The sequence below is a fragment of the Bartonella saheliensis genome (assembly GCF_902162175.1).
In genome coordinates this window covers 42,724-57,140 of the sequence record NZ_LR607197.1, presented here as the reverse complement: position 1 = coordinate 57,140, position 14,417 = coordinate 42,724, and the positions used below count along the sequence as shown (strand labels likewise).

Annotated in this window: 12 protein-coding genes; 4 read left to right on the top strand and 8 right to left on the bottom strand. The window is 38.5% G+C overall.

Features of this window, described 5'->3' with window-relative positions; translation table 11 throughout:
* Positions 1 to 66 precede the first annotated feature (66 nt).
* The 3 genes from tsaD to FS875_RS02060 all read left to right on the top strand — a co-directional run bounded on the left by tsaD (position 67) and on the right by FS875_RS02060 (position 3,442).
* The gene (tsaD, locus tag FS875_RS02070; protein ID WP_144752374.1) at positions 67 to 1,161 is read left to right on the top strand and encodes a tRNA (adenosine(37)-N6)-threonylcarbamoyltransferase complex transferase subunit TsaD; all 1,095 of its coding nucleotides are present in this window, start codon (positions 67 to 69) and stop codon (positions 1,159 to 1,161) included.
* 339 nt (positions 1,162 to 1,500) lie between these two features.
* On the top strand, positions 1,501 to 1,935 hold the full coding sequence (locus tag FS875_RS02065; protein ID WP_144752371.1) for an EVE domain-containing protein: 435 nt from the start codon (positions 1,501 to 1,503) through the stop codon (positions 1,933 to 1,935).
* Between the two features lie 826 nt (positions 1,936 to 2,761).
* Complete coding sequence (locus tag FS875_RS02060; RefSeq protein WP_144752368.1) at positions 2,762 to 3,442, top strand: response regulator transcription factor; 681 nt, start codon at positions 2,762 to 2,764, stop codon at positions 3,440 to 3,442.
* A gap of 745 nt (positions 3,443 to 4,187) precedes the next feature.
* On the opposite strand, the gene FS875_RS02055 is transcribed toward FS875_RS02060, so the two are convergent.
* The 5 genes from FS875_RS02055 to argH all read right to left on the bottom strand — a co-directional run bounded on the left by FS875_RS02055 (position 4,188) and on the right by argH (position 10,586).
* On the bottom strand, positions 4,188 to 4,958 hold the full coding sequence (locus tag FS875_RS02055) for a class I SAM-dependent methyltransferase (RefSeq protein WP_144752365.1): 771 nt from the start codon (positions 4,956 to 4,958) through the stop codon (positions 4,188 to 4,190).
* A 167-nt stretch (positions 4,959 to 5,125) separates the two neighbouring features.
* Entirely contained in the window at positions 5,126 to 7,552 is a 2,427-nt protein-coding gene (locus FS875_RS02050; RefSeq protein ID WP_144752362.1) for a TIGR02302 family protein, read from the bottom strand.
* Positions 7,553 to 7,668: 116 nt separating this feature from the next.
* Positions 7,669 to 8,943: a diaminopimelate decarboxylase gene (gene lysA / locus FS875_RS02045; protein ID WP_144752359.1), complete on the bottom strand. Its 1,275-nt coding sequence runs from the start codon at positions 8,941 to 8,943 to the stop codon at positions 7,669 to 7,671.
* A 9-nt stretch (positions 8,944 to 8,952) separates the two neighbouring features.
* Positions 8,953 to 9,132: an LPS translocon maturation chaperone LptM gene (gene lptM / locus FS875_RS02040; RefSeq protein WP_144752355.1), complete on the bottom strand. Its 180-nt coding sequence runs from the start codon at positions 9,130 to 9,132 to the stop codon at positions 8,953 to 8,955.
* A 53-nt stretch (positions 9,133 to 9,185) separates the two neighbouring features.
* The gene (gene argH, locus FS875_RS02035) at positions 9,186 to 10,586 is read right to left on the bottom strand and encodes an argininosuccinate lyase (RefSeq protein ID WP_144752352.1); all 1,401 of its coding nucleotides are present in this window, start codon (positions 10,584 to 10,586) and stop codon (positions 9,186 to 9,188) included.
* Between the two features lie 32 nt (positions 10,587 to 10,618).
* Between argH and FS875_RS02030 the strand changes: the two genes are divergently transcribed.
* The gene (locus FS875_RS02030; RefSeq protein ID WP_144752348.1) at positions 10,619 to 11,317 is read left to right on the top strand and encodes a TlpA disulfide reductase family protein; all 699 of its coding nucleotides are present in this window, start codon (positions 10,619 to 10,621) and stop codon (positions 11,315 to 11,317) included.
* Position 11,318: 1 nt separating this feature from the next.
* Here the strand turns inward: FS875_RS02030 and FS875_RS02025 are convergent, their stop codons facing one another.
* The 3 genes from FS875_RS02025 to FS875_RS02015 all read right to left on the bottom strand — a co-directional run bounded on the left by FS875_RS02025 (position 11,319) and on the right by FS875_RS02015 (position 13,987).
* Positions 11,319 to 11,795 (bottom strand): YaiI/YqxD family protein, encoded by a 477-nt coding sequence (locus tag FS875_RS02025; protein ID WP_144752345.1) that lies wholly within the window; start codon positions 11,793 to 11,795, stop codon positions 11,319 to 11,321.
* Between the two features lie 37 nt (positions 11,796 to 11,832).
* On the bottom strand, positions 11,833 to 12,681 hold the full coding sequence (locus tag FS875_RS02020) for a YihY/virulence factor BrkB family protein (RefSeq protein ID WP_144752342.1): 849 nt from the start codon (positions 12,679 to 12,681) through the stop codon (positions 11,833 to 11,835).
* Between the two features lie 373 nt (positions 12,682 to 13,054).
* On the bottom strand, positions 13,055 to 13,987 hold the full coding sequence (locus FS875_RS02015) for a prephenate/arogenate dehydrogenase family protein (protein WP_144752339.1): 933 nt from the start codon (positions 13,985 to 13,987) through the stop codon (positions 13,055 to 13,057).
* Positions 13,988 to 14,417: the final 430 nt, after the last annotated feature.

The following is a 14,417-nucleotide window of genomic DNA, read 5'->3' as shown; positions in this document are numbered from 1 at the left end:
CTTTGCATCTTTTTCTGTTCATGATACGCACGCAGGAAAGAAGGTTAAAAATAAGGTTTTTTTTAAATGCGTCTGTTGGGAATAGAAACAAGTTGTGATGAAACGGCAGCGGCTGTTATTGAATACAACAGTGAATCAAACAGCCGAATTCTTTCTAATATTGTTTGGAGTCAAATTGATCATCATGCACCTTATGGCGGTGTTGTTCCTGAAATTGCCGCTCGTGCCCATGTTGAAATTCTTGATCATTTAATTCTACAAGCCCTCACAGAAGCAAACATAAAATTAAAAGATATTGATGGCATTGCAGCCACCAGTGGACCAGGCTTGATAGGGGGGCTATTGGTAGGTGTTATGAGCGCAAAAGCACTCTCCCTTGCCACAGGAAAACCATTTATTGCCGTAAATCACTTAGAGGGACATGCTTTAACAGCTGTATTAACGCACAATGTCCAGTTTCCTTATTTATTACTTTTAGTTTCAGGGGGGCATACACAAACTATCCTTGTTCATGGAGTAGGAAACTATCAACGTTTAGGAACCACCATTGATGATGCATTAGGAGAAGCCTTTGATAAAACAGCAAAACTTTTAGGTCTTCCTTATCCTGGCGGACCAGCACTTGAAAAGGCAGCTTTATTGGGCGATAAAAATCGCATCCCTCTTCCACGACCTTTAAAAGGTGAAAAACGGTTAGATTTTTCTTTTTCAGGCCTCAAAACGGCTGTTCGACAAGCCGCAACAGCCATAGCTCCTCTTACAGAAAATGATGTTGCTGACATTGCGGCAAGTTTTCAAGCCGCTGTAACCGATACGGTGCGTGATCGCGTTCAGTTGGCTCTACAACACTTTACCAACCAATACCCTCTCTCTCATGAGCAAAAAAAGCATTCTCCTTCTCTAGTTGTTGCGGGCGGGGTTGCCGCAAACCAAGCACTTCGCTTAACATTGCAAAAACTTGCTCATCAACATGGTTTTGAATTTATCGCGCCTCCTCTTTCCTTGTGTACGGATAATGCAGCAATGATTGCTTTTGCCGGTGCACAAAAGCTTGCACGTGGAGAAACAAGCTCGCTTGATATTGCCCCTCGCTCACGTTGGCCCTTAGATGAAAAAGCCTCCCCCTTAATCGGGACAGGACGCCGTGGAACAAAAGCATAAGAAAATTGCTTTCCCTCACTTTTTTAAAGAACAAAACTTTTCACTCAATCCGGTCTATAAACAATCCAGATAGTTATTGAATCAATTTTCTTACCCAATTTTTTCTAACACAATGCTTCCATAGTAAGCGCGTTTTAAACCATCGCCCAAAAGACGATTGAGCATCCCCATAGTTGAGCAATTTTCAGTCTATTCTCCGATAGATTGCTATATTTTTCTGCTAAAAGATAAACAAAAAACAGATAATGCTCATTCTTTACACCATTTTAAAAATCATTATTGATGATGTTACCAAAATGCTTATAAAAATACAGAACAGTCTACGAAAAAGGTGAACGCATGGCTTATTGGCTTTTTAAATCTGAACCCCATAAATGGTCATGGGAGATGCAAAAGAAAAAAGGAGCTGATGGCGAACAATGGGATGGTGTCCGCAATTATCAAGCCCGTAATAATATGCGTGCCATGAAATATGGCGATAAAGGTTTTTTTTATCACTCAAATAAAGGTTTAGAAATTGTAGGCATTGTAGAAATATGTGCTGAAGCACACCCCGATTCTACAACCTCTGATCCACGCTGGGAATGTGTGGATATCCGCGCACTTTGTGACATGCCAACACCTGTTTCGCTAAAACAAATTAAAGCCAATCCCAAATTAGCAAATATGGTGCTGGTCAATTCCAGCCGCTTATCAGTACAACCCGTGACAGAAGATGAATGGAAAGAAGTGTGTTTGATGGGCAACCTTAAAAAGGAAATGCTTTTATCTTAAAATAATAATTTTTTTTATTCATTAACTCATATGGAAAAGTGTTTTATAACACAGAAGGACAAGCACAACGCATCCCTTTACGTGTTCTCATACGAATATACTCTTCCTTGTTTATTTTTTTATTCTGCACCCTTTCTCAAGACACTTTCCCCAATTGCACAAACACTCTCTTCATGAGACATCTTTTCAGAATACTCAACAATTATAGTGGACAACACCACAAGCACTAAACCACTCCCTTCGCATACAAATACGCCGAAAAAACAACAAAAATGACCATGAAAGCCTCCTAAACAGTGCATCTGTAATTAGAATGTTGTGTAGTTCTCTTCACGCTTAAAAACGCATCGCATTGCTTTGTAAAGAGCGTTTATGTTTTACATGTTGAATGAGAGAGCCCCTCATATCGTAAGATTCTCTCATTCCAAACCTGTTCTATGTTGTATCAATCAACATGCATGTTTTTATACGTTAAAAACAGAAAAGACTGTGTGGATAAAAAAGAAGAATCTCAAATACCAAGGGTAAGCAACATTGGAAGTAAGCTCAAATATAATGGCACCGGCTTGTTTCTCTATGCAACGTAACGATCCCATGGAAAAAACATACCCTAAAGTATAAAACAACGCTTCCAATCAATGTATAAATATTCTGTACACGAAAAATATATCTTCTTTTTAGCAAGCAACCATAGAAATCATAAAAGTTTATTTTTAAAAGACTTTCTTTTTTAACTTTCCTCTTTTAATTTTTCTTGCATGAAATCTCATTTTTCATGAAACTGCTCTTTATCAACAAGTGCATTAACATGCTTATAAGGAAAAATATGAACCACCATACTCTTTTAATCATTGAAGATGATGATCTACGTCCCATTTTGGTAGAACAATTGCAAATGCATCAAGAGTTTGAAATTTTCCAAGCAAAAACAGCTGAAGCAGGAATGAAAATAATCCAAGAAGAAAATATTGATCTCACCATTTTGGGACTTGAACTTCCTGATCTGGATGGTCTCAAAATCGTTAAACAATTACGCACCCAAGGATTTCGTGCCCCCATTATTATGATAACAAATGATGATACAGACTGCGATAGTATCTTAGATCTTGAAACAGGTGCCAATGATTATGTGACTAAACCCTTTCGCTTTGCGGTGTTATTAGCACGAATTCGAGCACAGTTGCGCCAATATGAACAAAATGAAGACACAACCATCCATATTGGCCCCTATACTTTTAAACTAAGACAAAAACTTCTTCTTGATCAATGCAACAATAAAATCTACCTTACAGAAAAAGAAGCAGCGATTATCAAATGCCTCTATTATGCTAACGATAAAATTGTCAGCCGTGAAACATTATTAGAACAAGTTTGGGGTTATAATGAAAACGTTATCACCCATACCTTAGAAACCCATATCTATCGTTTACGACAAAAAATCGAAAATGATCCCTCTAATGCACAAATTCTCATGACCGATCAAAATGGATATCATTTAAACCTCTAATTTAATATGGACTGTTTCAAAAATAATTTTAATATCTTCAGCCTTCCTTTGCATTAAAACAACAGCGAGATGAAAAAACGCTCACATATAATTTGGTTGGTACCGTATAGAATTTTCCTCTATCAGCACTCTTATGACAAAAAACTATTCTGAAAATATTCCAACATGAGAACCCGCAACAGAAATACTTTCCACCCTCATAATATATTTGGCAACTTCTGCTTCATATGCTTTTGCTTTCTTTAAAAATTTTAATATGTTTTGCATAAAAACAATCGTACTATCTTATAACTATCTTCTTTAGCACATTGATATTTATAATTATTTTTAAAGACACCGCTCCCCTTTACTGCTTTACCCTATATTTTGGGAGCCTAAATTGAGAGGTATTTTTCCTCCATCCCTTACTTATCTCCTCTTAAGAGACAGAATAATGAATTATAGAATGCCAAATGTTTATCCTAATGATAAAAAAAACCATTAAACACCACTCTCTTTACGCTTAATAAAAGAACAAGCCAGCACCCGCCCTCACACCCTTAGACCTGCTCTAAAATGTTGTAACAACCCTACAATCCTTGAGAAAAGTCCATATGAAGCATGTCCTCTTTCTTATCTAATTTTGATCTATATGATCCACCCACTTGTGGCGTACAAGAAAATGATTTTTATTTGATTCAATATGAAGAAAATTTGAAATGAAAAAACTCATATATTTGCAGTTCTTGTATCAATGACAAAATGATTAATGATCTTTATAAATTAAAATATTTCTTGTCTGTGGGGATAAAGCAGGAATAAAAACACGTCGTGACTGACGACGTTGTACAAGTAATCCTTGATAGATACGTTTTTGCGCCTGACAGATTAAGAGTCCACCAAAATAAGGAAAAAGATAGCGTGCAAATGGCTCATAAAAAAATGAGAACAATCGCGAAACATAACCTGTAGAGGGCATATAATGGACAATTTCTTGTATTGGTCCAGAGACAAAATTTGTTTTTTCAAACAAACGAATAATCTGTTGTCGAGTATAAGGTTCACCGTAACCAAAAGGCGTAGTCGTATTACGCGCCCAAAAGCCAGAGCGATTAGGAACAATGACAATCAAATGACCATTTGGGGCTAAAACACGCCATATTTCATTCAACGTTTCAAATGAATTCTCTGTATATTCCAAGGCATGGACCAATAAAATACAATCAACCGATGCATCAGAAAGCGGCAAATCTTCTTCAAAAACAAGTGCTGTAGCAACTTTCTCAACACAAGGCCAAGACGAAGCACCTTGTCTTGCTGGCATAAAAGCAAAACATTGTTGAGTACGTTCACGTAATGCAGAAAGATAAGGAGGTGCATAACCCAACCCCATAACCCGTTTATCCGAAAGATCGGGCCACCATAAATTCAATTGGTCACACAGCGTCTTTTGCACACGCAATCCAAGTGCAGAAGCATAAAAATCTTTCAGTGTAACGATATCCAACTCAACATACCATGTAGAAATAAATTTCAAAATATTACAGTTTTTATCTACTCAATCTATATGGACTTTTAAGCTTTCTCCACAATAGCGAACATTTTAATATTTCACATTTTAAACTTAAATGACTCTAAAAAAACCGTACAATAGGTGATTATTGCCCTACAAGCGCTTTAATTAAGAAAAAATCCAACAATTTGTTAATTAAAATGCAGCAATCTTTCAAGATAGTTTTTTTCTACTTCTGGAATATGTTCCTTGCCCAAACGTTTGCGAATTTCATCCAAGATTTGCCGCGTACGCATTTGATCACTTTCTTGTGGGAGTGCCTCACCTTCTCGTCCTTTATCTGTTTTTGAAGAAAGTGGACGCCCTAACGGATCTTTCAGACCAGAATCAGCATTTTGCGCATTTCCTGTTTCTTTGAGTGTTTCACGCATTTTTTTCAAAATACTTTGGGCACCTTGTCGCAAAGATTCCAAAGCATCAGACTGATTTTGTATAGATGCCTGATGATCTTCATGATCAAGAGCATCTTCTGCAGAATTCATTTTTTCTTCCGCTTTTTTTAATGCGTCACCTGTTTCAAATCCCTGTTCTGATAATTCTTTTTCCAATGTTGACAATTCAGCCTGCAATTCAGCCTGACGTTTTTTTAAAGATTTTTTTTGTTTTTCCGGTACATTTTCCCCGCGTTTTTGTTTCATCTCTAACTGATATGTTTCATTGAGAATTTCTTGCTGACGACGCATTAAATCACCAAGTTGGTCCATCTTTTCTTTCATTTGAGCAGATTGACTTTTCTCTCCCTCATTTTGATTGCCTTTTTGCACATGCAAGTGATCAAGCGTCTGTTCAATTTCCGCCAAGAGCTGTTCCGCTGCTAAAGAAGAACCCGTTTTAGCCATTTCTTCAATGCGATTCAGCTTTTCTTGTAACGTATCTTCAGAAAGATTAGGATGTTTTGAGCTTTTAGAATTTTTAGAAACTTGACTATCTGGTTCTTTTTCAGCCAAAGCTTGAATATACGCATCCATAGCTTGACGTAAATCCGCCATAAGCCGTTCAATTTCTGCCGGTGGAGCACCATATCGCAGTGCATCGCGTAAAGCAGCTTGTGCTTGTTTTAAATTTTTTTGCGCAGATTCAAGCTGATTGCCTTCAAGTCCTAAAGCAATCTGCCATAAATAATCCACCACACCACGCAAATCCTCTTCTGTTTGTGCCAAAGAAAGCCTTGTCCACGCACTCTGTAAAACAAGAAAATGCGTTACATTTTGAAGCCCCTTTTCTGGACGCACCAGCAAAGCAGAAAGCATATCTAATACACGTTCTCTTGCAGCAACATCAAGAGCAAGTAAACGACGCAATTCACTAACCGCACGCGCAACAGGATTTGAGAAAACACGCTGAGGTAATATCATAACAAAAGTTTTACTACGCCCTTTCTGCCCTGCACCATCTTCTGCCACTAAAGTAATTTTGGCTTGCGAACCCGCCCATGGATGCGCTGAGACATCATGCACTGTCCGCATTTTTCCTTTTCCACCCCGTGGAAGAAGAAGCTTTATTTCTGGTGCTTGATAAAGAGAAGAAGCATTTTTATGCTGAAAAAGAGGCTCTATTTCAACAAAAGCCTTTGTCACACCATAATCATCATCCAACATATACCGCAACTCTAACGACCCCGTTAAAATCCGCCCTGGTTTTTCCAACCAATCAATTGTTGGTTGCTTATCTTTCATCACCTGCAAATGCCACTGCTGTTTTTTACGACGTGATGAGATAAACAAATCCATTGAATGCTCTAAATGGGTTTCAAAATGAACAATTGGGTCATTGAAAGCTGTTTGTTCCGCTTTCTCTGAAAACAAAACTTTCTGCCCATCTTCTACATTTTTTGCTTTAACTGTAACACCAGCCCCATTGACAACACGCACGACCACATCACTCCCTTCAGGAATTTTCAGTTGTGTCTTCTCATCTTTTGTCAAATAAATTGGTGCCACGCCAGTATAAGCAGGTGGTGTTACCCATGCATCAATCCGCATGAATTTTTCATCAATCACAGGACGAAAATCAAAAGCATCAGCCAAGCGTCCCCCACGTGAACCAAAAGAAAAACTAAAGGCACACACAAAAAGGAGAACACACAAAGCCCTTAAAGCCAAAGGATCATAAGCTGCACTATTAAGAGAGATAAATCCAGTTTTTAAATGGTATAATTGCTTTGCCATTCGGCGTTGATGCTCACGCCAAATAACAACACTAAAATCTTCTTCATTTTCAGAACATACATGATCTGTTTGAATATTTAAAGGCTGGTGTTTAAGATCATTAACGCATTCAAGACGGTGATCCACTTCCCGCATTGTGGGAAACCGAAAACCAATAAGAAAAAATAAACTCGCCCCAGCACAAACAAGCAACCCCCCAAGTAAGAGCCAATGGAACCAATAGCCTAAAACGCCAAAAACCCCCAACCAGCTAAGTGAACAAAAAAGACTAAGAACAAGGAGAAATGGCAACAATCGCACCCATACCCGTTCAAATGAAAGGATCCCCCACATCAAAATGCGTACACACAAAAGCTTTATTTCAAAGCTCTTGATGTTTTTATTTTTCATAAACAAGCATTTTTCCCCTTTTACCGTGGTGTATTAAGATCATAAAACCCATACAAGACAATTTCCAGAAAATAAATTGTTTCATCAAAGTTTAGTAAAAATAAGACCAAAAACATTTAAGAATGCTCAACCCAATCAGGAATGTGATCACATTCCATCAATTGTGCATAATCAAGACGCGGACGAATAACTGCATAACGCGTATCTTGCACGAGAACTTCAGGGATCAAAAGTCGGCTATTATAAGTACTTGCCATCACAGCACCGTAAGCCCCAGCCTGCGTAATTGCCAAAAGATCACCGGATGCCAAAATCGGCAAATGGCGATCTAATGCTAAATAATCCCCAGTCTCACAAACCGAACCCACGATATCTGCACGAATAAGAGGGGTGTCTTTTGCTGCTTGTTTCACAAGGACGACATTCTGCCAAGCATCATAAAGCGTTGGTCGCATCAGATCATTCATCGCCGCATCCACAATAACAAAATTGCGCCCTTGTCCCTTTTTTAAATAGAGAACAGAGGTTACCAACACACCAGCTTGACCCACAATGCTACGCCCCGGCTCCACAACAATATTAATCCCTAAAGGAGCTATATGCTTCTTTACCAGCGCAGCATAATCAAAAGGAGAGGGGACGCTATGTTGTTCACAACCATAGGCAATACCAAGCCCACCACCAATATCTATATGCGTTATTGCATAACCATCGCTCCACAATTGGCGCACACAATCTGCAATAAGAAGGAATGCCTCCTCAAACGGCTTTAAGTCACAAATTTGACTGCCAATATGCATATCGATACCGCAAACCTGCAATCCAGGTAAAGAGACAGCCTTTTTGTAAGCCTCTCTCGCCAACACCAATGGAATACCAAATTTATTTTCAGATTTTCCTGTTGTAATTTTCTTATGAGTCTTTGCATCGACATCTGGATTAATGCGTAATGAAACACGCGCTGTCTTTGACAAAGCAACAGCACGTTGTGACAACTGTTCAAGTTCTGGTTCTGATTCAACATTAAAACAATAAATATTCTGAGAAAGAGCAAAATCTATCTCCCTCACAGTTTTACCAACACCAGAATAAACAATACGATGTGCTGGAATACCAACAGCAAGAGCGCGCCGTAATTCACCTTCTGAGACCACATCAGCGCCCGCCCCATTTGCCGCTAAAAGCCGTAGAATTGCTTGATTAGAATTAGCTTTAACCGCATAAGCAATCAGACTGGGCATCCCTTGAAATGCCTTTTGATAGTCCTTAAAACGTGTGACCAATGCATTAGCCGAATAACAATAAAAAGGGGTTTTGACCTCCTGCGCAAGAGCAGCAAGTGAGCACCCTTCAGCATGAAGCATGCCTTGATGGTAGGAGAAAAAATTCATATTTTCCTCCTACTTTATCAAACGATCAAGAATAAACGGTTGATCATCTTCACTTTTAGCAGCAGATGTCCCTCGCACAGACTTTCCCAAACTTGCAGGAGGTGCCTCCAATGATCCTTTACGCCCACACCCAACAACACCAACGCCCCCCAAAAGGACAATCATCAACCCCTTTATTATAATTTTCATCTGTCCTCTTTCCTTATCTTCATCTCTTTTTTTTACCTTTAAAATACAGTCACTCAAGCGCTCACAAGACGTTTTTTCCAATAGGCAATTTGCCGAAGAATCTCTACAGGCGCTGTTCCTCCAAAGCTTTTGCGACTTTCAACAGATTTTTCAACAGTCAAAACATCAAAAAGTGTCGCATTGATATCAGGACATATTGTTTGAAGCTCATCCAATGATAGATCCTGAAGACGACACTGTTTTTTTTCTGCCAATGCCACAGCTTGTCCTGTCATGTGATGTGCTTCACGAAAAGGAATCCCTAATTCGCGAACAAGCCAATCAGCAAAATCTGTCGCTGTTGCATATCCCAAATCTGCGGCTTGTTTCATGGCTTCTTTATTCACTTTCAAATCAGCAATCATTCCTGTCATTGCCGCCAGTGATAATTCTAAACTCAAAGCCCCATCAAACACATATTGTTTATCTTCTTGCATATCCTTTGAATAAGCAAGCGGTAATCCTTTCATCACCGTTAACAGTCCTATAAGCGCACCATTTAATCGACCTGCTTTTGCCCGTACTAATTCGGCCGCATCAGGATTTCTCTTTTGTGGCATAATAGACGAACCCGTTGAAAAAGCATCTGACAAACGAATAAAACAAAATTGTTGACTTGACCAAAGAATGATTTCTTCTGCTAAACGCGAAAGATGCATGGCACAAAGAGCACCAGCGCTTAAAAATTCCAAGGCAAAGTCACGATCAGAAACACTATCTATTGAATTGCGTGTAGGTTCTCGAAAACCTAGCGCTTGTGCTGTCATAAAGCGATCAATCGGAAAACTTGTTCCTGCCAAAGCCGCAGCGCCCAAAGGTGATTCATTCATTCGCTCAATAGCATCACGCATCCGCGATAAATCGCGACCAAACATTTCAACATAAGCCATCATATAATGACCAAGTGTAACGGGCTGTGCAGATTGTAAATGTGTGAATCCAGGCATAAAGGTATTGACATGTTTTTCTGCAAGAGCAAGTAATTGCTTTATCAACTCCTTTAAAGCTTGTGCTATTTTCTGTAATGCCTCACGAACCCACAACCGAAAATCAACAGCCACTTGATCATTGCGTGAACGCGCCGTATGCAAACGCCCAGCAACAGGACCAATCAACGCACTCAGCCGCGCTTCAATATTCATATGAATATCTTCAAGCTTTCGTGAAAAAACAAATTTACCTTCTTCAATTTCTTGAAGAATAATTTTTAAACCATGAGAAATTTTTTCATAATCAGACTGTAAAATAATCTTTGTTTGCGCTAACATCTCAGCATGAGAGAGCGAACCTTGAATATCTTGCCGATAGAGTTTTTGATCAACATCAATTAAGGCGTTAATTTCTTCCATAACTGTAGCAGGTCCTGCGATAAACCGTCCTCCCCACATTGGATTCTTTAACTTCTCATCTGTCATATTCTAAAAACACCCATAAAAAGGACAAAATCATGATTTCTCAAAATTTTAATAGTCCAAAAAAGAAAAACAAAAAGGGGCAAATTTTCATAGCATCCTTTTTTGTTGCCATTATCTTAGTTGGTATCAGTTTATACGCAATAAAAAATCATCATGACAAGACAGTCTCCTCTTTTGCCAACTCCATTTCAAAAGAAAAGACAGAAAAAATACAAGACAAAAAAATGATGACAATCCAAAAAGCCGCAACAGGCTTTTTTTCTCACATACGATTTACGGATACTCCCTTAGATATGAATACCCTCTCTTTTAAGGATATTCAAGGAAAAGACCACACACTCGCTGAATTTAACGGAAAACCGATACTCATCAATCTATGGGCTATCTGGTGTGTGCCCTGTCGCACAGAAATGCCTGAACTCGCAGCATTAAAACGCGAACTGGGTGGAGAAAACTTTGATGTTATAGCGATTAATATCGATAAAGCCGCTTCTGTAGAAAAAATTCAGCAATTTTTGCAAGACATTCATGCAGATAATTTAGTCTACTATCGCGATGAAACCATGAATATCTTCAACGACATGAGAAAACAAGGGCTTGCTTTAGGACTCCCCATCACATTTCTCATTGATAAAAAGGGGTATCTCATTGCTTCCTATAATGGGGCTGCGCCATGGGCCAATGATGAAGCCAAAACACTTATAAAAGCTGTCATAAAAGAAGAAGAATAATCTAATAACCACGTCTTTTTAAACGTTGGATTGTCAAATCCAACGCTGACAAAAAAGCAGAACGATCTTTTCCACAAAAAGGACGTGGTCCTCCTGTGACATGCCCCTGCTCTCGCAAATTTTCCATCAAATTGCGCATGACTAAAGCTTTACCGATTGAATTGGCATCAAAAATACGCCCCGTTGGCGAAAGACAAATGCCCCCAGACCGCACAACCCGTTCTGCTAAAAGGATATCACTGGTAATAACGATACTCGCCTCATGCACATGATCGACAATCCAATCATCAGCCTTATCAAGCCCATCAGAAACAACGATTCTTTCAATGAGTTCTTCTTGAGGAAGAGAAAGAAAACGGTTTGCGACAATAAATGTTTTAAGCTGATAACGATTCATAACGCGATAAATTTCAGCTTTTACAGGACAGGCATCCGCATCAACCAATAAAGTAATAGCTGGTCTTATTTCCTGCCTCATCTTTTGGCTTTCATATGATCTACAGTTTTCTCATTCATCAAGGCGATTGCCAACAATTGCGATAAAACATTATTGCAGCGTTTATTTCACCCCCCAAAATAAAAATTGCACTTAATATATAAAGAAAAATAATGGCAACCATAATAGATGCTAACCCCGCATAGGTTGAAATATAATCAAACATCGTTAAATATTGCGCAAAAGCAAGAGAAGCCATAAACCATACAAACATTGTCACCACGATTCCTGGTAAGATATCTATAAATTTCCGCTCTCCTGCTGGAAGCCATTTATGAACAATCAAAAGACTGATAAACAAAATAACCACAGCAATTGTATAACGCCATAAACGAATAACCCCAATATATTCAGTCATAAAAAAAGAGTGATTTTGCATAATTTTGATCAGCAAAGGCGCTAAAATCAATAAAAAACTCATCACAACAAGACCAAAAGCGCCAAGAATGACAAAAAACAAACTTTGAAAACGACAAAATAACAAACTCCGTCGATCAGTCACACGATACGCTTTATTCAAAGCCGTACGCAAAGCCTCTATTCCATTAGAAGCAAAATAAGCCGCTCCAATGACAGAAAGCGTCAACACGCCTCCTTGATGAAGGGTTAAAACATTGACAATTTCCTGAGATAACGGCTCAGCAATAACATCAGGCAATAGCTGTACCAGCGCTTTAATTTTTTGCGGTGTATAGGTAAAAGCCCCGAGAAAACGAGCAAAAGATGTTCCAAAAATAAAAAAAGGAAAAAATGCTAAAAGACCCGATAGCGCAACATGGCTTGCAAAAGCACTTCCATTATCACGCCAATAATGACTTATCGCGTCACCAAAAACACGATAGCTATACCAAAAGATATTTCTTAACAAACCTCAATACTTTCTGGTAATATCTTTTTTTCAGTTATCTCATGCTTTATGAAAACCATAAAGACTTTAAAAACAAACATTTTTTAGTATAAAGGGCAATAATCTATGTGGTCAAGCCTCTCCCTATTCAAAAACTAAAAAGCCAATAAATTTTACCAATCAAATGTCTTCTGTTTGGAGCGTTTTATTTTATACGAGAATCACCCTCCATTACAGACGCTACCATAATGTCGTCGCATAAAACATCGTTGCACAAACGACCAAGTACAGCGCTATACCTTCATCACAACGAACAATTTAAAAGAACAGATATCTTAAAGAAGCATGATAAGAATAAGCAAAATAACAGCACAAAATTCAAAAATACCTTATTTTACATTCCCTCTTTAGAAACGCTATGACGACCAAAATCAGGGGCATCAATTTCCTGACCTGCCGCAATGATATTACGGCGCACAGCACGCGTACGGGTAAAAAAATTAAACAATGTTTCACCATCACCTACACGAATTGCCTGCTCTAAAAAAGCAAGCCCTTCACTAAAACGGCTCAACATTTCTAAAATAGCCTCTTTATTATGCAAACAAATATCCCGCCACATAACGGGATCAGAAGATGCCAAACGCGTAAAATCACGAAAACCGGAAGCAGAATAAGCAATCACTTCTGAATTGGTTACTTTTTCTAGATCACTCGCTGTCCCAACCGTATTATAAGCAATCAAATGTGGCAAATGCGAAACAATCGCCAACACAAGATCATGGTGCTTCGGCTCCATCTTTTCGACACGCGCCCCACAAGCTTCCCAAAACGCTGTCAATCGTGCGACAGCTGTCGCGTCACTATCTGCAAAAGGTGTTAAAATACACCAGCGATTCATAAACAAATCAGCAAAACCAGCGTCAGGACCCGAATATTCCGTTCCAGCAATAGGATGTCCCGGAATAAAATGAACCGTTTTTGGCAATAAAGGCGCCATTTCTGTAATAACCAATTCTTTTGTAGAACCAACATCACTCACAATCGCCCCTGGCTTTAAATGATTATGAATGTTTTTTGCCACCTCTGCACTCGCTCCAACAGGAACAGAGATAATAACGAGATCAGCCCCTTCAACAGCCTTTGCATTATCCGTTGTATAAAAATCTCCAAGTTCCAATTCACGCGCTCTTTCCAGAGTTTCTTGACGACGCGTTGCAATAGAAACCTGAGCTGAAAGATTTTTCTTTTTAATCACTCTTGCTAAAGAAGATCCAATCAGACCAATCCCAACGAGCGCTATTTTTTCAAATTGAATGGGGAGCATCTTTCACCTTTAAAGATTCTTTGTAAACAGCAACAAAGACAGTTGTAACAATCATAATTTTTCTGTTCTTTCGTCTTAATGAGTTATGCGCAAAATATTAAAAAACGACAATGAGAGAATAATACAGTTTACCCTGTGTAAATAAACAACAGATCATTTTTACCTATAAAACATACGAAAAATGAAACAACAAACTTTGAAATTCTCACTTCATTGCTTATGAGCATACAACACATTGATTCATAATGATTATTATATTATTTATATATTTAAAGAGATTTTTTAAATACCGCAGGATTATTTCATTTTAAGCCTTCTTATGTTGAGTTTAATCAAAATTATATCTTTTGCACCTCCCAAGAGAGAATATATGGATAAAAATACTTAAAGGAAGAAATAAAAAGCCTCACGTTCTCATAAAAAATACCGA